Genomic DNA, 19,883 nt, shown 5'->3' on the forward strand with positions numbered 1-19,883 from the left:
GGTGAAATGATGATCGAACCCATCCTGCTGGTTGCCACGCGCGTTGCGACATTCGATGGGCAGCAGGCGCTGACCAATGCCACCGGTTTTTTCTTCGAACGAGATAATCGCCTGTTTGTTGTGACAAGCCGGCATGTGCTGTTCGATGAGCCAAGCAAGCACTTTCCTGACCGGATCGAGATCGAGTTACATGTCAATCCGGAAAACATGGCGGAGTCCATCGGCTTCTCCATTCTGCTGTATCGCGATGGCAAGAGTGTCTGGCGCGATGGGCTCGATACCGCCGGCGGGATCGACGTGGGCGTAATCGAACTCGACCGCGCTGCGTTGCCGCCAGAGATGGTTTATCGGGCGTTTACGCCCGCCCACCTGCATAGGTCGCACGACCCCATCGAAGCGGGCACTTCTTTACTAATTGTTGGCTTCCCGCTTGGCTTTCATGACACGCTTCATCATTTACCCGTGGTGCGGCAGGCGGTCATCGCTTCCTCATTCGGCATGCGCTTTAAGGGGAAAGGCTACTTCCTGACTGATGCCCGGACGCATCGCGGCACCAGCGGCGCACCGGTCGTCACGCGCATCCTTAGTACCGATGCCGGCACGCACGCGCTGCCATGGATGCTGCTCGGCATTCATTCGGCTCGATTGGACGTGAGCTCGCGGGACTTCGAACTAGACGAAGCCCTAGGTTTGAACTCCGCCTGGTACGCCGACATCTTGCTGCCGCTCACGGGAAAATGACTTGCAGGCGAAAACTGGCAGCAGCGGCATCATTCGTTGCATGCGGCAGTACTTGCCATAGCAGGGATGGCGCATGAAAAGACGACTGGAAAAACAGCCTGTGATTGCGCGGTGGGGCGTTGACGTGTCCTACACGTCCGCCCACGTGAACATGGTGCCAGCGTCGATTATCTGGATAGCATAGGCTCGCGCGACAACCATAGCCTCGCCATCAGAACGGAATATGCCGGGAGCGACGAGGTAGTCCGTTCTTCGATCGAAGATGTTGGCCGGGGAGCTGGAACCATATATCCGAACTTCACCTGTCCACTGCGCTCGCTCTTTGGATGCAGCGGAGACTTCGTAGCCGAAGTCTCCGTGCCGATGGACCGGACCCACCCTCGCATCGACCCAACGCATGCCAGCTCTTTCAGCCTTCTGCGATGCCTCTTGCGCTGTTCGATAGACATCGGGACCAAGATCGATCACATGATCAATTGCCGCATCAGCTTGATGCTCCGTCACAATCAGGCGGGGGTTGTACTCGCCACTGGCAAGCAATTGCGGATTGCAGTTGATGATGTGCCGCCTGTAGGTGGTAGCCATTTCAAACTCCCAGGTTAGCGCAAGCCTAGCATGGCGAAAGAACGCTCCACCATCGACGGCCGCCAGTACGCAGACCCGGCCGATCGTGAAGCCTCAGTCGAAAGCTATCGAGCAAGGAAACTCAGCAGAGTTGATCATGCCCAACCTGATTCTCCTTGGGATGAGGACTTAGGACCGCAGTGTGTGATTAGACCGGATTCTTGTCGATCCGAAGCAACGCTTCGTCCATTGCGTCGATTGCAGCAAGCTCGCGGGTAGGATAGCTGTTTCCATGGCTGCTGAATGTTGTGCGGCCGTCGATGGTATAGGTCCAGCACCAGTCCCCGTATGTCCTTTCGACAACGTCAAACTTCAGGTGGCGATCCTTGTACATCAGACTCTCGAACATAGTTCTCGTATTCAGATTCAGCATGATTTAGTAACCCTCGATACCCCTGAGGATATCAATCGCAGCCAACGCCATGTGAGCAGCCCCATTGCGCACCTTAACACGCCTGTCCAGGGCAGGAGTACGTGGAGCATGCGCGGCCCGGAGCGTCTGCGTGCGATTGCTGCACAAATTATGTCTCTGGTTTCGCGTGACGACCTGGCCTAACGGGATGCAAGCGCAACGCCAAACAAGACCGTGGGTCACGTGCCTGCATGGTCTACTGCTACAACGTAGCGCACCACCGTAGCTTTGGTGAGAAGCCGTCAGAATCCATCTAGTATTCGTCAACATCCAGGATCTGGTCAATGGACGCCCGTGCGGCGAGCTCGCCCACTAAATGTGCCCAGCGGCGCGAAAACGGGGACCCCAACACCTTGAGGCGCGCACCGTAGACTGCATCACGGGTTCGAATCGGCCCCTTGATCTGAAACCAAGTATCAAACATCCCCTCGGACGTGTTTAACAGATCAATGCGTATTGCGAAACCTCTGTACTCTGTCGTGCGTTGCATGCTCATCTCCAAGTCGTTTTGACATTCTTCGCAAGGTCAGGCCCGAAATCGAAGGTGACATCGCAGATAGTTGGAGGCCAGGCAATCATGCCCACCTGAGGTTCGGCATCAGGTCGTTGTGCTCGTCAATCGCTACACCACCCAGTTCGTGAATCAACTGCTTCGTGGACTCCTTGGATTTCGAGTCGCAACTGGAGATCATCAGCAACTGGTCTGGTGTCATTTGCGCTTTCTGCCGCCGCAGTCCGAGACGGCCAATCCTGGTACCGACCAATCCGCCGACCCACCAGCCGGTCATGGCGCCTAGCGTCATCGCACCAACATAGGAAATGGCAGTGGCACTTGTACCGACTGAGACTCCGTATCTCAAAACAGCCAGCGCGGCGATGATCGCGCCGACAAAGATTCCGCTGGTCGCTAGTTCTTCGCGATACGTGGTCTGACCAACGTCGATGCTTGGCAACCCATCCACTGGCTGACTGTCACGCTGGGAAAACCAAGGCCCCACAGTTAGTGCTGATGTATTGGCAAGTTCGCCGAGTCGTGCTTGTGCCAATCGCGCCGTGACGACGTCTTTTAGAATGAAATACAGCAACGTACGCATGGTGTTACCTCACTCCGCATTATTTGTTGCCGACGAGCCGACGGACGACTGTGGAGTGATTTCGCCTCAGCGCGATCCCAGTCGAACAATAGCGTGACTGCCCATGCCATTGAGTGGCCACTATGCGTATGAATCCTGGTCTCCTTGCCGACCAGGTGGTCACGCATAAGGTGCGTGATGGGTACGCTTCGGTCGAGAAGGATCGCAGTCGCCGGGCATCGATTGCATCGATCCTCGCGCACGGCCGACTTTCTCGAATATCGTGGATGTTGCCGAGCAGGCGTCGCCGCGTGGCATCTTGCATGGAGTTTCCAGGAAATGCCCGTGAGTGACTTTAGGAGTCACCAGTCCTCAGACGTCGTCGAGGGGGAAGCCCGGAAACGAGCGAAGGCGCTCCGAAAACCCATGATCATCGGGAACGCTCTAGCTAAGAGTATAGGGGGACGTTGCATCCCCTCCTATCGTCCTTACAAAATGGCTCGGCAAGCGTTGCGTCGTGTACTTCCGATCAAGCTCGAACCACGCGCCGAAGACGATCCATCCCTGTCTGATCATACGGCCCGTTGCGCGGTCCGGCTTCCAGAGGTTGGTCCACCAAGGCCCCTCGCCTACGCGATCAACGGACTGAACCATGTCAGTTGCGACGCCCACCATCAGCCCGCTACGCCAGCGCATGATCGAAGACATACAGATTCGAGAGTCTGCGCTCCGACAGCGGGGCCTGGGGCCGAGCGCATTGTGCTCGAGGTCGCGGATATCTTCCGCCTCCACGGTCCACCAGCTTGAACCTCGGGCAGTTGCATGTCATGTCGGGCATCGAACAGTGCCGCACCGGGGCATAGGACGAGCTTGTCTTGCACCGTTCCGATTGCGCCAAGTTCGAGGTGCCCTGTAACTCCTGCCGCAACCGGCATTGCCCGAAGTGTCAGGGCAGCGGCCTAATCGAAGCCCTCGATCGCATCAATGCCGGCAGGCTTTTGCAGCCCTTCTTGAGAGGGGTGAACATCACGTCGGTTCATCCCGATAAGCATGGGTTTAGCTTGCTTTCTAGGACCAATTGATGTCACTTGGAAAAATTATTACGACAATTGCGCTCACAACGCTTTGTTCAGTTGCCCACGCCGGCATGTTCAGTACGCGCACCTACGGCGACGGTGTTGAAAACGTTGGCGACAAGATCTCGGACCTTGTCACTGATAGATTCACTCAGGTCTTCGATGCCAACACGTACTCTGTCGTCGTGATCTTCCAACATGCGCAAGTTGGTCAAGACAACGTCTGCATGGCTATCGCCGGCGTGAGCCGACGGCAGTCCCCAGATAAGCAGACATTGCCGATTCCGGCGTGGCGACTGACTTCCACCCATCTCCAACGAAACTCAGGCACCTTGGACTACGCGCGCAAGGAAGCATGCTTGCTGAGTGCTATTCGGAGTGCGGTACAGGACCTGATGCAGGTAGAACCGGAGGCCGTCAGAGCAAATAGTGCGCGGTCCCTGGCAAATCCGGCGAAGTGATTGGGATCTGATCCCGATTGCCCTCATTGTCGATCGCAGTGTGAGCTGACAACAGCTAGAGAGCCGCGCAGGTCCGGGGAATCTCGCGGCGCAGCGCAACCTTCATGCTGTAGCGCCGCACGCGCTGCTAATTCACGAAGTCCAGTTGGCGACTGGCAACCTTCAGAGAAGAACGCCCGTGAAAGCAGACCCAAGGGAAGAGCCAAAAGCATGCCAAGCGCGCATTCAACCTATGAGTGCCGCTGAATGCTGGATGGCCATGCAGACCATCCAGCGGCCGAGAACGACGAGCCGCAGCGATTACCCTTTGGGCCAGAGAATCAATTGTGTGTTGCGAAAACTAGCGATCAGGGCGTTGTCGCCACCGCGGCGGACCTCAGCATCCCAGACCTGAGTCGTGCGCCCTTTGTGAATGGGGCGCGCGGTGCAAATCACAATGCCATCGCGGGCCGTTCCAAGCATGTTGCTCTTGAGTTCCACTGTGGTGAACCCGCTGGCCCCGGCTGGTAAGCTTCGCACGGTTCCATAGCCGCAGCATGTGTCCGCGAGCGAGACTACCGTTCCCGCATGCAAGTAGCCATTCCAGGCGCCCAAGGCACGACGCACCTCAAGCGTCGCCACTACTTCATCCGGCTCCACTTTGACAAAGCACATGCCAAGAAGGCCAGGCAAATAATCAGCACCGGCCGCGTTCCATTCTTCCAGCGTAACGGGGGGATTAATGTCCATTAGTTACCTCGATGGTTACAGGGCAATCTCGCATTCTACGGGCCTTCCTGTTCAGGCTGCAGCGACAAACGGACACCCTAACGAAGAATCTTCCTGCAGCAATCCGGCATCGAGCCATAATCGATGCGCACTCGCTGCGCAGACAGACCGCTGCCTGCTCAAGATCGGCAAATACGTATGCCGGCGTAGAGGGAAGAGACTAACAAGCGCGAGCGAATTTTGGCATTCAACTACGCCTTTTCGTGGGCGACCGCACATTCATGTGCACTCGGCAGTAAGCAGTATGCTCTGATTCAGCCCGCAATCGACAACAACTGAATAGATTGAGAGGTGAACCGACAATCGACGATCACGGACATGCCCTTCCTCAACGGTACGACGATAGCCCGTCCCAAGCTGTGTTTGCTTCCGCACCGACCTCATGACATCCGGCGTGTGTGAATAGATCGAGAAGCAACGTGGCGACAACCTGGTCCATCGCAATTCCCGATGATGAAACGTACCCCAGCCCGATTGATCGCCCTTTCGATGCATAGTTGGCTACATCTCGCCACCGCAGGACCGTAGTGAGCATGTTCCGGTACCACTCCAGGAAACCATGATGACTGGCGCACAGCGGCCTGGGCCATGACTGAGGCTCACACGTACCCGGGTCTAGCGAGGAGCGGAAGAATTGTCAGGCTCAACAATGTCGGCAGCACGTCATGCGCAAACTCATAATGGGCATTGTGGAATTTCGCGAGAAGATGCTACCGCGGTACGCAGAACAGTTCAGCAAGCTCGCGCTCGCGCAAACGCCTGATGCGCTCTTCATCACGTGCTCGGATAGTCGGGTTGTTCCGGACCTGCTCGCATCGACGCATCCCGGCGATCTTTTTACGATGCGCAACGTTGGCAATCTGATACCCCCTGCAACCGCGGAAGGGGTCTCGACCGGCGATCTCTCCGAGGCAAGCGCAATCGAGTACGCGGTGTTGGTGCTAAAGGTCGCGAATATTGTCGTGTGTGGGCATTCCGAATGCGGCGCTATGAAAGCGGTCTATTCACGCAACCCGAAGCTGAAAGCACCAAATCTTGATAAATGGCTTTACCACGCCAGCAACGCGGCGTTCCGCCTCGAACACGAGGGTGCGCTCGATGAAAGCCTGAAGCCGCACGACCAGCTGTCACAACTCAATGTCCTCGTGCAGATCGAACATCTGATGACTTACCCGATCGTACGCCGGCAAGTTATGGCCGGGGCGTTGGTATTAAGCGGCTGGTGGTTCGACATAGCGACCGGCGACATGTACGCCTATGAGCGGGCGAGCCGTTCGTTCGAGGTCATTGACCGCGCGCTGGCCGAGCGGCTTGCTTCGCGCCTTGCCTCGCGCGCGCGGTGAGGGCCGGGACGATATCAGGATGGCCATCCGTACCACGCGCGACGCGCTCTCTCGCATTTTCTACCAGCGCTGTTTCTGGCTCTTTGTGGTGTTGCTCACGCTCATCGGCGCGGTGTCGTTTGTCCCACCGACCGACAGTGGCCGCCTCGTCCTGAACATCGTCAATATGTTTCTGCTGCTGGCGACCGTGGCAGCCGTCGGCCGCACAACCCTGTCGTTCGTGATCGTGCTGTTACTTGCCGTTCCGGCCATGTGGTTTCAGTACCTCGGCCTTTGGCACGATGACGACAGCAGCCTCGCCATATCCTGGCTGTTCAGCGTTGCGCTCTACTTCATCACCGTCGCGTATCTTCTCCGCTATGTCTTCCAGCCCAGGATCATGACGCCGGACAAGCTGTTTGGCGCCGCTGCCGCCTATCTGTTGATCGGCGTCCTCTGGGCGTACGTCTACGCGAGTATCGGATTCTTCTATCCGCAGTCGTACATGGTCGTCGGGCAGCCGGGGAGGCTCGTCTACGCCGACGCGCTTTACTTCAGCATAACCGTCCTCACGAGCACAGGCTTCGGCGACATCACGCCACTCACGCGCCCGGCACGCGGCATGTGCATGGTGGAACAGATCACCGGCAGCTTGTTCGTCGCGATCCTGATCGCCCGCCTCGCTGGCGTGTATCCGCCGCGAGAGAGTTACACGGACGACAAATCCTAGTGCCCTCGAGCTAGTGGAACAACTCGGTGTAGGACAGTATTCCGCGTCCAATGCCACCTGTGACGAGAACCCTGCCGTCCGTCAGCAATGTTGCTGTGTGTTGCTCGCGCATTTGCTCAAGACTGCCGACCTGGGACCAATTTCCGGTCGTGGGGTTGTACAACTCGCTCACGAACAAGTCACTGCCGTCTGTACCGCCAGCCACCAGGACTCGTCCGCTTGCCATGCGCGTGGCGGTATGGAAGTCACGTGCCTGTTGCAAGCTGCCTGTCGTTGACCACGTACCCGCCGCGGGATCGTAGAGTTCAGCGGTTGCGAGCGCATTTGTGCCATCGAATCCCCCGACTGCGAGCACGCTGCCGTCGGTCAGTTGCGCGGCCGCATGGGCGTTGCGGGCCTGGCTCATGCTGCCGGTCGAAGACCAAGTCCCCGTGGCGGGATCATATAGTTCGGCCGAGGCCAGTGCGCCGCCGCCGGCATCTTCCCCGCCGGCCACCAGGACCCTGCCGTTCGGCAGCAATGTGGCGGTGTGTTGCTTGCGGGCTTGGCCAAGATTGCCGGTCGGCGACCAGGTGCCCGTGGCCGGATCGTAGAGTTCGGTCGACGCCAGTGCGCCCGTACTGCCTCCTTGCCCCTCGCCGCCTGCCACCAGCACGCGGCCATCGAGCAACAGCGTGGCGGTGTGGCTGTCACGCTGCTGGCCCAGGCTGCCGGTCTGCGACCAGCTACCCGCGGCCGGGTCGAACAGTTCCGCCGAGGACAGCGCGTTCCCTCCGCCGGTGCCGAATCCCCCCGCCACCAGGACCCGACCGTCGGACAGAAGCGTGGCGGAGTGCGCTTGCCGGCTCCGCGCCAGGCTGCCAGTTCGTGTCCAGCCGTTCGTGGACGGATCAAACAACTCGGCAGCGGAGGTCGCCTGCTTCCTGTTCCCTGCCGCCACCAGGACTCGACCGTCTGGCAACAGCGTGGCCGTATGCCGGAAGCGACCAAGAGTCATGGCGTCGGCGGGCTGCCAACTACCGACCTGGGCTGTGGCCACCTTCAGGGTGATCTGCGCGGTGACGCTGCCGGCGCTATTGCTGGCCACAATGACAAACGTTTTCTGGGCTAGTTCAGCAGTCGGCGTACCGCTGATGACCCCGCTCTGCGTGTTGAGGGTCAATCCCGCCGGCAAGGCGGGGGATATCGAAAACTGGGTGACTTCGCCGCCGGTGTAGGCGGGCTCGTTGTACGTGATCGGCACGCCGACAATGTATTCGGGCAGCCGATCCACATAGACTAGGCCGACCGGCGGCACCGCCACCGCGGCCACTTCGATGGTCAGCAGGGCCTGGACACTGTCCACGCTGTTGGCGCCGGTCACCGTATAGACCGCCGATGCCGTCACTGCAGTGGGGGTGCCGGTAATCACGCCGGTCTGCGGGTCAATCGCAAGGCCCGCCGGCAGTGCCGGTGACACGCTGTACTGCGTGATCTCGCCACCCGTGCTGATCGGCGTGTTGGGCGTGATCGGGGCATTGGCCGGGTAGATGACCGACCGGTCCAGGTAGTCCAGGCCGTCTGGCGCGATGGGAACGTCCTTGACTTCGATCTCGACCCGGGTTGTCGAACTGCCCGCAGCGTTACTCGCGGTGATCGTGTAGACCGTGGCATGGCTGTCGCCCGTAGGTGTGCCGCTGATCGTACAACTCTGCGGATCGAGGCTAAGGCCCGGAGGCAGCGGCGGAGACACCGTGCATTGGGAAATGGCACCCCCGCTATTGCTCACCGTTTCCGGGGCCACCGGAACGCCGACTGCATAGATCGGCGATTCGTCACGCTCGACCAGGCCGGCGGGTGGTGTCAGAGCGTTGGTCGTATTGCCCCCGCTATCGCCGCCTCCATTACCACACCCTGTCAAGACGATTGGCAGAGACATGAGCAGAGTCGCCAGCCAGCGCAGATTCGCCATCTCAAACTCCGGCAGGTCATTTGATCCAATTAGCATAGATCACAGTTCCGCGGCGCAGTGATGGACGAAGGACCCATTAACTTTGAGGTTTCATGTCCCGCCTCAAGTTTATCCGGGCACAAATCCACGCCAAATCAATAGGTTACGCGGCACGGTACCAAACTGACTGTGTCGAATTCTCACAGTAAGTGAGTAAAAGTCGCGGCCAGCCTCGCAGTGACTGGGTGCACGGAGGCGGCACACTGCCAATGCGAATCGACGCGCTTCAGACCGACCAATTGCTGCCGTTTCCACTTTCCGCCCTTGTTGACTGGAGCACAGTCTTAGGCAGACGTTAACAACACGTAAAGCATTCTGCCCATCAGAAGCTCCGTGTCCGGCTCGATGACGAATTCTGGCCGCATAAGTGCCATCGCTCGTGGCGGGACGGCCCGCTTCACCTAATCGCATTGCCTGATATTCAACGACGCCGGTCAGAACACCATCGCAACGAAGATCCAAGCCATGGCGGAGCGGGGTCCGCCACCGCCTGTGGGCGTCTGACGACATCCGCCTCCCCAGTACTTACACGATCTCGAAGTAATGACAGTCCTACTTTCCTACGCGGATGACGACTGATGCAATGCAAGCGAGTAGGACGGTGCAGAGACAGATGATGATCAATGCCGCATGGGCTGAGGGCGGAGCTGCATCGCTCCGGGATGCTGGTGGCAGAACTCGCAGCAGCCCAGCAGCAGGCCACCGTGATGCGCGCGGGCGCCAGCGGGATGCTGCGTATCGGCACCCTTTCCGGCTCTACCTCATTGCCGCACGGTATCGTCGAGTTACGACGACGCATGCCGAATGTCTTCGTCCAGATCCGTGAAGCGCAAGCGAGTCAGCTCATCGCCGACCTGCTGCTGGGCGAAATCGATTGCATCGTCGGGGGCGCTCGCGCCCGATGAGCTCAACAATGAACGGCTGGACTGCCTACGTGTCGACGTGCTGGCCGAATATCACATGTGCGCGGTCGCCTGCTGAGCATACCTGCACGAGAACAGGAGCCATCGCTACCAGCGCCGAACAGCTTCCAGTACCGAACGCGCTGTCCGACGTGGCAACGGCCAATGCAAAAGATGCGCGCGGAGTTGCGATCGAGCTATATCGAGCTATTCCCCTGCTCTCCCAATAACTGGCTTCAGGCAAGGAACACCGCCGCTTGAGCCGTACTATCTGTTCAGGTATCGTCTCGCGAGTCGTGCGGTGGATGCACCCATGCGGACTACCTACCTGTTGATTGTGAGAGGTGAGAACTGATGATCGACCATACCGGCGTCAACGTTAGCGATTTCTCCCGGAGTCTGGACTTCTACGCTGCTGCGCTTGGCGCGATTGGCATCGTCAAGATCATGGAAATTCCGGCCAGCGTGACTGGACACACTGACGTGGCCGGATTCGGGCCGCCGGGAAAGCCGGAGTTCTGGATTATTTCGGGCGCCCCCAACAAGCCACCGCTGCACGTCGCTTTCCGCGTAGACAGCCGGGCGGAAGTCGATGCGTTCTACAAGGCCGCCATGGCGGCCGGCGGCCGCGACAACGGTGGCCCCGGGTTGCGACCGCATTATCATCCGGACTACTACGGCGCCTTCGTTCTCGATCCAGACGGCCACAACATCGAAGCAGTCTGCCACCAGGCCGCCTGACAACTTTCGGTTGAAGGCGGCAACGATGGGGGATCAGAAATTGTGGGTGATGCCCAGACCGAAGCCGCTGACCGCATCGCCTGCCTTCAGGCCGGGCACGGAATTGGCCGACAGGTTGTAGCTGGCGGTGGCGTGGTTAACCAGACGCGTATAGGCCGCCCAGAGTTCGGTGCGCTTTGACAGCGTATAGCCATAGCCCAGCGACACCTGCCACGCGCCGGAATCAGTGCCCGGCAGGCCGATACCGCCCACGGCCTGGACGGTGTTGCCGTGGGCATTGCCCCCCTGCGTGTACGACGCACGGAACGTATGTGGCCCGCGGTTGTAGGTAGCCGCAGCCTGCCACGCATCGCGCCGCACCGACTGCCCCGGCGCAGGCTCGTAGCTGAGTCGCTCATAGGCGGCGCGCAATCTGACGCCGCCGATGGCGTACACCAGTCCGACCCGATCGGCGTAGTCGTGCGAGCCACTATAGAAATAATCGCCGTGGTACTCGTGGCCCCACGCCGCATACCATTGGCCGGATTCGTAGCTGACCAGCCCAGACCAGGCAATCGGATTCGTGGTGGCCGTGCGGTTTTCCGGCATCGATACCGCCACGCGCGCCGAAACACCGCCCCAGTCCGGCGTGGCGTACTGGACAAGGTTGGGCTGGCGACGGTCAAACGACTGCGGCGAGACGCCATTCGCGGCGGTCACGAAGCCATTCCCCATGATCGAGTTGGACGCAAAGATCCCTGCCGTGAACGGGTCCACCTTGTACACCGACACGTAGCGCAGAGGCATCTCCCACTGCCCCATCCAGAACTGCCCCCAGGGGCCGCTCAGACCAACGGCAGTATTGCGGTCACCGATCTGCGCGGTGCCGGTGCCGTCCATGCGCAGGTTCGTCTCGATCTGGAAGAAGGCACGGTTGCCGCCTCCCAGCGACTCCCCGCCGCGAAAGCCGAGCACCGACAGATCGTTGGACAGGCGTGCCAGGGACTGGCTGCGCCCGTTCCCGGAAATCTGGATCGACTCGACGTTCTCCTTGATGAAACCGTAGATCTGCACGCCGTCGCTCTGGGCGGCGGCTGGGGTGGCTGCACAGAGCAGCACGGGAAAAGAGGCAACGAACGGTGCGAGCCGCCCCCGGTACAACGGTTCCATTTTGTCTCCATGTCGTTATGAGTACAGTTTCTCACAAACGAACTCATATTTGAAGTTCGTGTATACACCAATAAGAAACAGTATTCATTGCATGGAGGCCGTCAGCAGATTCGACTGTTACCAGCTGTTGCGCACCTCCGCGCGCCCGGCGTCTTCCCCGTCCCCTTGTGCTGCACCGCCGCGCTTCCGGTACCAGAGCCAGTAGGCCGCCGACAGCGCCAGCATGAAAGGCACGCCCGCCACCAGGGTCATCCTGAACTCCGGCGTGAACCACGTTGTCACCAGGGTGGCGAACATCAGCCCCGCGCCGAGCAGCGTTGTCACCGGAAAGCCCCACATCCTGAAGGCGAGCGGCCGCCCCCGGTGTTGCCGCCGAAAGAACAGATGTGTAATGAATATCATCAGCCAGGTGAACATCGCACCGAACATCGAGATCGCCATCATCAGCATGAACGAGGCATCCGGATACACCACGTTGAGCACCACCGCGAAGGCGATGCCAACGGTGGACAACAACAGCGCCGTCATGGGCACGCCGCGACCGTTGACCTGGCCCAGCGCCTTTGGCGCGTAGCCCGCGCGGGACAGGCTGAACATCATCCGTGTGGTGATATAGAGCTGGCTGTTCATGGCAGACAACGCCGCCACCAGAATCACGAAGTTGAACACCGCTGCGGCACCCGGTACGCGCGTGGCCGCCATCACCCTGACGAACGGACTTTCGCCGGCGCCGGCCGCCGTCCACGGCACGATCATCAGCATCAGCGCGAGCGTCAGCAGGTAGAAGAACACCAGACGCACCATGGTCGCGCGAAATGCGCGCGTGATGGCGGTCTCCGGGTCGCGTGCCTCGCCTGCCGCCACGGCAATCATCTCGATGCTCAGGTAGCTGAAGATGGACACGATCACCGCCACCCAAGTACCCCACATCCCTTTCGGGAAGAAGCCACCATGTGCGGTGTAGTTGGCCAGCCCGATGCCGGACCCGGTCGGCGCGCGTGTCACCACATAGGCGCCGAGCAGGATAAAGCCGACGATGGCGACAATCTTCAGCATCGAGAACACATACTCGACCGCGCCGAACACCTTGACACTGGTGGCGTTGATGCCGATCAGCGCAGCAGAGAAGCCGACGATCCAGTACCACCCGGGCACCGCCGGGAACCAGTACTTCATGTAGACCGCGATGGCCGTGACTTCCGTGCCGACCGCGAATACGATCGACGACCAGTAGGCATAGCGCACCAGGAATCCGGCCAGTGGCCCGATGTAATGCTCCGCATTGGCGCCGAACGAGCCGGAAGTCGGATGCGCCACCGTCATCTCGGCCAGGCAGCCCATCAGCAGCAAGGCAATCAGCGCCCCGATGGCGTAGCTCACCAGCACGCTCGGGCCGGCGAAGCCGATGGCAAACCCGCTCCCCAGGAACAGGCCGGTACCGATCGCGCCGCCGATGGCGATCATGGAGAGCTGTCCCGTGGACAGCCCCCGATGCAGCCCCTGCTCCCGCTCGACGATTGCGTCGAATCCCTGTTGCTGCCTCATCGCTTGTCTCCTCTTATTGTTCTGGCCGTTGCACTCAGGTCACTGACTTGCGCGTGCGGAACGCTTCCGTGTTCCACGCCTCGCTTGTGACGATGTCCTTCAGTGCTGCGATGGTGTCCCAGATATCAACGTGGCGAACGTAGAGCGCGGCAAAACCGAAGCGCAGGATGTCAGGGGCGCGGAAATCGCCGATGATGTTGCGCGCGATCAGCGCCTGCATGATCGCGTAGCCCTCCGCGTGCCGCAGCGATACCTGGCTGCCGCGTTGGTCTGCATCACGCGGCGTGGCCAGCGTGAAACCCAGTCCCGCCAGTTCCTGCTCGGCCAGTGCGATAAACAGGTCGCCCAGCGACACGCTCTTCTCGCGCAATGCTTCCATGTCGACACCGTCGAACGCTTCCAGCGCGCTCTCCAGCGAAATCAGGCCGAGTTGCGGCGCGGTACCCGTCAGCATCCGGTCGATACCGGCATGCGGTGCGTACTCGTGCGTGAACGCAAATGGCTGAGCGTGGCCATGCCAGCCGGAAAGCGGCTGACGGACATGCTCCAGGTGGCGCGAGGCGACGAACACGAACGCAGGCGCACCGGGGCCGCCGTTCAGGTACTTGTATCCGCATCCGACCGCAAAATCGACCTCGCAGCGATTCAGGTAGACCGGCATGGCGCCCGCCGTGTGGCAGAGGTCCCAGACCACCAGCGCGCCAGCCTCGTGCGCGCGGCGGGTCATCGCCTCCATGTCGTAACGCTTGCCCGTCTTGTAGTTCACGTGGGTCAGCGAGACGATGGCCACGTTCTCGTCGATTGCGGACATCACCTCTTCGGGATCGACGCAACGCAGCTCGCAGCCCGTCATCTCCGCAACGCTCTCCGCAATGTAGACGTCGGTCGGGAAATTGGTACGCTCGGCGAGAATCACGCCGCGGCCGGGCCGCATACGGGTGGCCGCCACCAGTACCTTGAACAGGTTGACCGAGGTCGAATCGGCCACGATCACTTCACCCTGCCCGGCGCCAATCAGCCGGGCAATGCGATCGCCGGTGCGCTGCGGCGCGGGATACCAGTCGGCATCGTTCCACGAACGGATCAGGCCTTCCGCCCATTCCTGTTCGATGGCCACCTTCATGCGGGCTGGCACATTGGCGGGCATCGCGCCCAGGGAATTGCCATCGAGGTAGATGGTGCCGGCCGGCAGCGCAAATCGTGCGCGGCAGCCCGCCAGTTTGTCTGCCGCGTCCAGCGCGGCACAGTCTTCGCGAATCATCATGGGTTGCGGGAATGCTGCAAGAAAAAGACGTGGAAATGCTGGTGTCCCGTCGGGACGTCAACCCAGCGTGTCAGGCCGCGCGTCCGGGATGGACCTGTCCGCAGTGCGGGCAGCGGCGCTTGTCTTCCGAGGCGTAGAAGCTCTCGAAAAGAGGCGGGAGGTCGGTGACGATGCTCTTGAGCTGCACCTCGACGCGATGCACCAGGTGACCGCATGCATCGCAATACCACTCGAATCCGTCCAGCATACCGGCGGGCCGCTGCCGCTCGATCACCAGGCAGGCGCTGCCGGCCTCGGGACGCTGCGGGGAATGGCGAACGTGCGGGGGCAGCAGGAAGATGTCACCCTCTTTCAGGTCCACCCGCTCGCGCCTGCCGTCGACCCAGAGATTCAGGTAGGCATTGCCGCGCAGCTGGTAGAAAAATTCCTCGAGCGGATCGTCGTGATAATCCGTGCGGTGGTTGGGCCCGCCCACCACCGTCACGATGAAATCGCTGTCCTGCCACACCTGCCGGTTGCCGACGGGCGGCTTCAACAGGTGTGCATGCTCGTCGATCCAGCGCGGGAAATTGAAGGGCGCTCCGTAGGTCAGCATAGGTGTCTCTCTCCGTCGGTGTCGCGTCGCAATGCGTCACCGGCCTCTTGAATGGCTCGACCGGAGTCTAGGGGAGCCACGCCGGCCTCGATAATCAAACATCCGGCGCTGGCTATCCCGAACAGGAATACCAGCGCGTCCCGAAGCCACCCTTTCGGAATGTGTCACTCAGCAAGGGAGCGGCACGTCGGGCACGCTTGCCTGCGCGGCCTCTCGCAGGCAAGCGATGAATGCACGGCCCGCCGCGCTCTGTTCCTTGTTCGAACGCATCGAGAATCCAACCGTGCCGAAGGCACAGGTCTCCGGCAGGTCGAGGACGCGCAACAGGCCGGCGCGCGCGAACTGGTTCGCCGCCACGCTTGGCATCAGTGCAATGCGCGGGGTCTCCATCAGCAGCCCAAGGTTGGTCAGCAGCGACAGCGACTCGACGACGTCCCCTGGCAGCGGCAGGCCGGCAGTACGGAATAGCTGCTCCGCTGCCAGGCGTGCCGGAGAGTCGGACGTCGGGAGTATCCACGCCGAATCGGCCAGCTCGGACAGGTGCCCCACGCGATCCGGTGCGTCGCCGTAGCCCTTGCCGACCACCGCGCAGAGCGACTCCTCGAACAACACCTCATGCGTCAGCGGGAAGGCCGTGGCAATCGGCAGTTCACGCTCGGGAAGGCGGCCGACGACGATGTCGAGGTCTCCCGTGGCCAGCGCCGGAAACAAGTGGGCGGTGGTGCCTTCGCGCACGGTCACCAGTACGTTCGGCGTGCGCGCCTTGAGCATGGAGATGGCCAGCGGCAACAGTCGTGCCGATGCCGAGATCAGCGTGCCGACGATGACGTGTCCGCTGGTCCCCAAGCGGAAATCATTCAGCTCGTCGGTCATGTAGCGCAGTTCGGCCATCAGCGACTTGACGCGCTGGCCGAGCAGCAGCCCAAGCTCCGTCGGCATCACGCCGCGGTTGGAACGCAGGAATAGCGCGCCATCGAAGCAAGACTCCAGTTCGTGAATCACCTTGGTCACGGCTGGCTGCGTCAGACGCATGTCATTGGCGGCGCGCATCACCGAGCGCGTCTGCAGCACGCGCTCGAAGATCATCAGTTGGTTCAGCTTCAACCTGCGAATCAGCGAGATCTCGCTGAGTGGATTGACGGACATTTGAGCCTCGGAATCACAAAGTTGAGAAGTCCTGCGCGGGCAGCCGGCGATTTTCCGCCATATACGTGCCGTATAGCGCACACACATTCGGGTCAACCCGCTATTACCAAACCCCCTCTGTGTATAAGAAAATAATCATCGGAATACACATACTCGTCTACGTATAATTTGTAACTCCCGAGTATACACGTTGAGGAAATACGCGGGAGAGAGGAAGACGCCGCCAGGCGAGGTCTTCCGCACGATGGCAGGGGGAGGTGCCTGTGGCGATGACCAGCGACCCACGCTGGCCGCGCTGCCGTGCGGATGGACATTGCCCGCGACACAAGAAACGAAAAGATTCGGAGACACAATGAAAAGGAAGCTGCTTGTACCGGGCGCGATGCTGTTCGCATGCGCTGGTGCCTATGCCCAGAGCGCGGTATGGCTATCGGGCTACGTCGACCTGAACATCGAGCACCTGATTCAATCGGGCCCGGCCAGCGTCACGCGCATGACCAGCGGCGGGCTGAACAACTCGCGCTTCAACCTGAGCGGCGTCGAGGATCTCGGCGGCGGCTACAAGGCCGTGTTCACGATCGAGCCGATGTTCTCCGCCGACACGGGCGTGCAGTCGGCGCAGTTCCGTCAGTCCTTCGTCGGACTCAAGAGTGCGGACCTGGGCGAGGTGACGATGGGCCGCCAGTTCACGCCTTCGTACTGGATTGCGGGTTACGCGGACCCGAGCTGGGCCGCGGCGTACAGTATGGTCAACAACATGGAGTTCTTCTACGCGTCCTATCGCGTAGACAACGCCATCCAGTACAAGACGCCGACCTTCTACGGATTCACCGGCCGCGTGATGTATGCGTTCGGACTCGAAGACACGACGCGTGCGGGGCGCTTCCTCAGTATCGGCGTTGACTACCGTAACGGCCCGCTGTTCCTGGGTGCGGTCAGCGAGCAGCAGTACACACGCGACATCCACCAGGCGTCGCAGATCCCGTCGTCACGCGACAACTATTTCTCCGCGGTCTACCGCATCGGGGGCTTCGAGCCAACCGCCATCTTCCATACCTACAAGGGCTATTACGCGTATCCACCCTATGTGGCGTTCAATTCGAGCGGCTGGGATGCGCAGATCGGCGCGCGCTGGAACATCGACGGCCGCAGCCGCTTGTATGGCAGCGTGGTCTATCGTCACGACGACAACAACAAGAGCATCACCAGCGCGACCGGTTTCGTGATCGGCTACATCTACGGCCTGTCCAAGCGTACCGATCTCTATGCCACCTACGCACACGTGCACAACCAGAACACGGTGCCAATCGCGTACCCGGTGACCTTCCAGTCCAACCCGAGTCCCGGACAGAACCCATCGGGGATGCAGCTTGGCATCCGCCACGCCTTCTGAACACACCCGCTTGCTGCCGGCGCTGCGGATGTGGCGCCGGCTGGAACCACATCGCCTGATCAACAAGGAGTCAGTCATGCATCATCCCCAACGCCGGCATCGCCACACGGCCCTGACCAGGGGCTGCGCCCTGGCAATTGCCCTGATGTCCACCGCCCTGCTGCCGCTGGCCGCACGGGCCGCCGGCGCCGAATCCGCCGCTCCCGCTGCCGCTACCCCTGCCGTCACGCCGAACGCAGGCCAGGTCTCGCCGGGCACGCCCAACGTCAAGGACCCGTACCTGGCAGGCTGGCTGCGCCTGACCCCCGACCGTCGGCCCACCGCGCTCAAGGCCGGCGTCGACTACGGCATGGACCCGGCCACCGGCGAGTTCATCTGGCCCAAGGCCACGCCGGAAGTCCACAACGGCCAACGCTTCCCTGGTGAGATGACCACGTGGGACAAGAACACCTACTCGAAGAACGTCAAGGTTCTCGCCTTCTATCCGGGTGTCGGCTCGCCGTTCCATGCCTGGAACAACATCATCGACTTCGAAGGCAAGCGATACCTGTACATCCATGATCGCGACTACCTGCGCATCATGGACGTGACTGACCCCGCTCACGGCAAGGTGGTCTACTCGCAAGGCGGTGTCTGGGGTCCCAAGGGATCGAGCGAAAAGTATGACCCGAACACGGTGCAGGACTATCTCGGTGGCGCGACCATCGCCTGGAGCAAGAAGCTGGGCAAGCCGGTCATGGTGGCCTCGTACGAGATCGGCCGCTACGGCCTGATGCAAGAGAAGGTGGAGCAGCCCGACAAGGTCGCGGCTCAGCGCCACTACAACTCGCTCAAGGGCTTCAAGGTGTTCGTCATGGACGGCCCGCTGCCCAGCCAGTGGAGACTGCTGGCAACCCGCACCACGGACACGCAGCATCCGGATGCGCCAGTGGGCCAGCAACAGGGTTCCGGCTCGCTGGATGCGCCCGAGTACTACGGCGGCAAGTACATGATCGTCGCATCGGCGCCCGACGACAGCTACGCCCTGACCGAATACCCCAACTATCTGTACTCGCCCGGATACCAGGTCTGGGACATGTCGGACCCGGCCAATCCGACCTTCGTGTCGCAGGTGGCGGTACCGGGGCAGATCCTCGGCAACGCGGAGCATGAACAGACCTACCTCATGAACCCGCGCGCAGGTAACCGCACCTCGTGGATGGGGGCACGCAACCCCATCTTCCTGCCCAAGTCGCTCGAAGCAGGCGGCAAGATCGGCTTCGGCGCGATGGGTGGTCTTGGGTTCTATGCGTTCGACCTGTCCAACCCTGCCCGTCCGAAGATGCTCGGCAACGTCAACACGCCGCCGAGCTACGCCGGCACCGAGTTCGACAATGCTGACGTAAGCCAGTACGAGCGCACGGGCTACGTGTTCACCAACGGCTATCCGATGAACCGGGATTGCTACGAGCCGTACAAGGACATCTTCGTCGTCGACGCGCGCGATCCCGCGCGCCTCAAGGTGGCGGCCAAGCTGCCGCGGCCCGAGGTCCCGGCCGGCGCGCCCTTCACCAGCTTCTGCCAGCGCGGCGGCAACTTCGGGCCCAAGCGCGCCAACGCCATCGGTCAGCCCGGCGGCTGGCGCCAGGGCATCGTGCCGTACTCGTTCTATAACGCCGGCGTGCAGATCTATGACGTGAAGAACCCGGCGCAGCCCACCATCGCCGGCTACTTCATCCCGCCGCTGGCCGACGAGACGCAGTTGCCGTCTTACACCCTGGGCAAGGGCGTGTTCGCGATCTACACGGAGTACGACCGCAACATCATCTGGGCCTTTACCGAAGACGGCGCCTACGCACTGTCGACGCCGTTGCTCGGCGAACCCGTGCTCGGCGCGCCGGCAAAGCCCTGGCCGCGACGCTAAGCATGTCGGCCCGCCATGCCTTGCGTGGGCCGGCGGGCCGGTCTTTCA

General features: G+C 61.1%; 19 protein-coding genes and 1 pseudogene. 9 read left to right on the plus strand and 11 right to left on the minus strand.

The features are described from left to right. The first annotated feature begins 9 nt into the window (after positions 1-9). The gene (locus tag WD006_RS14135; RefSeq protein WP_029306592.1) at positions 10-741 is read left to right on the plus strand and encodes a S1 family peptidase; all 732 of its coding nucleotides are present in this window, start codon (positions 10-12) and stop codon (positions 739-741) included. 129 nt (positions 742-870) lie between these two features. Here WD006_RS14135 and WD006_RS14140 read toward each other — a convergent pair whose 3' ends face one another. The 4 genes from WD006_RS14140 to WD006_RS14155 form a co-directional block, all read right to left on the minus strand. Continuing rightward, positions 871-1,326: a hypothetical protein gene (locus tag WD006_RS14140; protein ID WP_011519583.1), complete on the minus strand. Its 456-nt coding sequence runs from the start codon at positions 1,324-1,326 to the stop codon at positions 871-873. 187 nt (positions 1,327-1,513) lie between these two features. Further along, positions 1,514-1,699, minus strand: coding sequence for a hypothetical protein (locus WD006_RS14145; RefSeq protein WP_223277372.1), 186 nt, complete (start codon positions 1,697-1,699; stop codon positions 1,514-1,516). 331 nt (positions 1,700-2,030) lie between these two features. Then, complete coding sequence (locus WD006_RS14150; protein ID WP_029306594.1) at positions 2,031-2,267, minus strand: hypothetical protein; 237 nt, start codon at positions 2,265-2,267, stop codon at positions 2,031-2,033. A gap of 85 nt (positions 2,268-2,352) precedes the next feature. After that, on the minus strand, positions 2,353-2,871 hold the full coding sequence (locus tag WD006_RS14155; RefSeq protein ID WP_029306595.1) for a hypothetical protein: 519 nt from the start codon (positions 2,869-2,871) through the stop codon (positions 2,353-2,355). Between the two features lie 738 nt (positions 2,872-3,609). Here WD006_RS14155 and WD006_RS14160 point away from each other — a divergent pair. Then, a pseudogene (locus WD006_RS14160) lies at positions 3,610-3,806 on the plus strand (transposase zinc-binding domain-containing protein); the annotation flags it as partial. Between the two features lie 125 nt (positions 3,807-3,931). Beyond that, positions 3,932-4,387 (plus strand): hypothetical protein, encoded by a 456-nt coding sequence (locus tag WD006_RS14165; RefSeq protein ID WP_062794393.1) that lies wholly within the window; start codon positions 3,932-3,934, stop codon positions 4,385-4,387. A 300-nt stretch (positions 4,388-4,687) separates the two neighbouring features. Here WD006_RS14165 and WD006_RS14170 read toward each other — a convergent pair whose 3' ends face one another. Next, entirely contained in the window at positions 4,688-5,116 is a 429-nt protein-coding gene (locus tag WD006_RS14170; RefSeq protein WP_011519589.1) for a PaaI family thioesterase, read from the minus strand. 704 nt (positions 5,117-5,820) lie between these two features. Here WD006_RS14170 and WD006_RS14175 point away from each other — a divergent pair. After that, a complete protein-coding gene (locus WD006_RS14175) occupies positions 5,821-6,498 on the plus strand; it encodes a carbonic anhydrase (protein ID WP_011519591.1) in 678 nt (225 codons plus the stop codon). A gap of 19 nt (positions 6,499-6,517) precedes the next feature. Then, on the plus strand, positions 6,518-7,207 hold the full coding sequence (locus WD006_RS14180) for a potassium channel family protein (protein ID WP_011519592.1): 690 nt from the start codon (positions 6,518-6,520) through the stop codon (positions 7,205-7,207). Positions 7,208-7,217: 10 nt separating this feature from the next. Here the strand turns inward: WD006_RS14180 and WD006_RS14185 are convergent, their stop codons facing one another. Then, positions 7,218-9,125, minus strand: a complete 1,908-nt coding sequence (locus tag WD006_RS14185; protein WP_231108944.1) for a Kelch repeat-containing protein — start codon at positions 9,123-9,125, stop codon at positions 7,218-7,220. A 734-nt stretch (positions 9,126-9,859) separates the two neighbouring features. Between WD006_RS14185 and WD006_RS14190 the strand changes: the two genes are divergently transcribed. Together WD006_RS14190 and WD006_RS14195 are read left to right on the plus strand one after the other, a co-directional pair. After that, the gene (locus tag WD006_RS14190; RefSeq protein WP_029309753.1) at positions 9,860-10,102 is read left to right on the plus strand and encodes a LysR substrate-binding domain-containing protein; all 243 of its coding nucleotides are present in this window, start codon (positions 9,860-9,862) and stop codon (positions 10,100-10,102) included. Positions 10,103-10,453: 351 nt separating this feature from the next. Continuing rightward, complete coding sequence (locus WD006_RS14195) at positions 10,454-10,840, plus strand: VOC family protein (protein ID WP_011519595.1); 387 nt, start codon at positions 10,454-10,456, stop codon at positions 10,838-10,840. A 33-nt stretch (positions 10,841-10,873) separates the two neighbouring features. Here WD006_RS14195 and WD006_RS14200 read toward each other — a convergent pair whose 3' ends face one another. The 5 genes from WD006_RS14200 to WD006_RS14220 form a co-directional block, all read right to left on the minus strand. Further along, a complete protein-coding gene (locus WD006_RS14200) occupies positions 10,874-11,989 on the minus strand; it encodes a porin (protein WP_011519596.1) in 1,116 nt (371 codons plus the stop codon). A 117-nt stretch (positions 11,990-12,106) separates the two neighbouring features. Continuing rightward, complete coding sequence (locus WD006_RS14205) at positions 12,107-13,534, minus strand: amino acid permease (RefSeq protein WP_029306599.1); 1,428 nt, start codon at positions 13,532-13,534, stop codon at positions 12,107-12,109. Positions 13,535-13,568: 34 nt separating this feature from the next. Beyond that, positions 13,569-14,798 carry a kynureninase gene (gene kynU, locus WD006_RS14210; protein ID WP_029306600.1) on the minus strand — a complete coding sequence of 410 codons (1,230 nt, stop codon included), beginning with the start codon at positions 14,796-14,798 and terminating at the stop codon, positions 13,569-13,571. Between the two features lie 70 nt (positions 14,799-14,868). Continuing rightward, entirely contained in the window at positions 14,869-15,393 is a 525-nt protein-coding gene (locus WD006_RS14215; protein WP_017513601.1) for a 3-hydroxyanthranilate 3,4-dioxygenase, read from the minus strand. 168 nt (positions 15,394-15,561) lie between these two features. Then, on the minus strand, positions 15,562-16,539 hold the full coding sequence (locus tag WD006_RS14220) for a LysR family transcriptional regulator (RefSeq protein ID WP_035831940.1): 978 nt from the start codon (positions 16,537-16,539) through the stop codon (positions 15,562-15,564). Positions 16,540-16,891: 352 nt separating this feature from the next. On the opposite strand from WD006_RS14220, the gene WD006_RS14225 reads away from it, so the two are divergent. Both WD006_RS14225 and WD006_RS14230 read left to right on the plus strand, forming a co-directional pair. After that, the gene (locus tag WD006_RS14225; protein WP_008646197.1) at positions 16,892-17,932 is read left to right on the plus strand and encodes a porin; all 1,041 of its coding nucleotides are present in this window, start codon (positions 16,892-16,894) and stop codon (positions 17,930-17,932) included. Between the two features lie 76 nt (positions 17,933-18,008). Beyond that, entirely contained in the window at positions 18,009-19,835 is a 1,827-nt protein-coding gene (locus WD006_RS14230; RefSeq protein ID WP_227874122.1) for a hypothetical protein, read from the plus strand. The last annotated feature ends 48 nt before the right edge of the window (positions 19,836-19,883 follow it).

The organism is Cupriavidus sp. Met-2, from assembly GCF_049843575.1.
Taxonomy (GTDB): Bacteria; Pseudomonadota; Gammaproteobacteria; order Burkholderiales; family Burkholderiaceae; genus Cupriavidus; species Cupriavidus metallidurans.

What these genes read in the sequence shown, in the direction of transcription:
- WD006_RS14135 (WP_029306592.1), top strand. Translation starts at nt 10, where the DNA reads ATGATCGAACCCATCCTGCTGGTTGCCACGCGCGTTGCGACATTCGAT.
- WD006_RS14140 (WP_011519583.1), bottom strand. Translation starts at nt 1,326, where the DNA reads ATGGCTACCACCTACAGGCGGCACATCATCAACTGCAATCCGCAATTG.
- WD006_RS14145 (WP_223277372.1), bottom strand. Translation starts at nt 1,699, where the DNA reads ATGTACAAGGATCGCCACCTGAAGTTTGACGTTGTCGAAAGGACATAC.
- WD006_RS14150 (WP_029306594.1), bottom strand. Translation starts at nt 2,267, where the DNA reads ATGCAACGCACGACAGAGTACAGAGGTTTCGCAATACGCATTGATCTG.
- WD006_RS14155 (WP_029306595.1), bottom strand. Translation starts at nt 2,871, where the DNA reads ATGCGTACGTTGCTGTATTTCATTCTAAAAGACGTCGTCACGGCGCGA.
- WD006_RS14165 (WP_062794393.1), top strand. Translation starts at nt 3,932, where the DNA reads ATGTCACTTGGAAAAATTATTACGACAATTGCGCTCACAACGCTTTGT.
- WD006_RS14170 (WP_011519589.1), bottom strand. Translation starts at nt 5,116, where the DNA reads ATGGACATTAATCCCCCCGTTACGCTGGAAGAATGGAACGCGGCCGGT.
- WD006_RS14175 (WP_011519591.1), top strand. Translation starts at nt 5,821, where the DNA reads ATGCGCAAACTCATAATGGGCATTGTGGAATTTCGCGAGAAGATGCTA.
- WD006_RS14180 (WP_011519592.1), top strand. Translation starts at nt 6,518, where the DNA reads ATGGCCATCCGTACCACGCGCGACGCGCTCTCTCGCATTTTCTACCAG.
- WD006_RS14185 (WP_231108944.1), bottom strand. Translation starts at nt 9,125, where the DNA reads ATGTCTCTGCCAATCGTCTTGACAGGGTGTGGTAATGGAGGCGGCGAT.
- WD006_RS14190 (WP_029309753.1), top strand. Translation starts at nt 9,860, where the DNA reads ATGCTGGTGGCAGAACTCGCAGCAGCCCAGCAGCAGGCCACCGTGATG.
- WD006_RS14195 (WP_011519595.1), top strand. Translation starts at nt 10,454, where the DNA reads ATGATCGACCATACCGGCGTCAACGTTAGCGATTTCTCCCGGAGTCTG.
- WD006_RS14200 (WP_011519596.1), bottom strand. Translation starts at nt 11,989, where the DNA reads ATGGAACCGTTGTACCGGGGGCGGCTCGCACCGTTCGTTGCCTCTTTT.
- WD006_RS14205 (WP_029306599.1), bottom strand. Translation starts at nt 13,534, where the DNA reads ATGAGGCAGCAACAGGGATTCGACGCAATCGTCGAGCGGGAGCAGGGG.
- kynU (WP_029306600.1), bottom strand. Translation starts at nt 14,798, where the DNA reads ATGATGATTCGCGAAGACTGTGCCGCGCTGGACGCGGCAGACAAACTG.
- WD006_RS14215 (WP_017513601.1), bottom strand. Translation starts at nt 15,393, where the DNA reads ATGCTGACCTACGGAGCGCCCTTCAATTTCCCGCGCTGGATCGACGAG.
- WD006_RS14220 (WP_035831940.1), bottom strand. Translation starts at nt 16,539, where the DNA reads ATGTCCGTCAATCCACTCAGCGAGATCTCGCTGATTCGCAGGTTGAAG.
- WD006_RS14225 (WP_008646197.1), top strand. Translation starts at nt 16,892, where the DNA reads ATGAAAAGGAAGCTGCTTGTACCGGGCGCGATGCTGTTCGCATGCGCT.
- WD006_RS14230 (WP_227874122.1), top strand. Translation starts at nt 18,009, where the DNA reads ATGCATCATCCCCAACGCCGGCATCGCCACACGGCCCTGACCAGGGGC.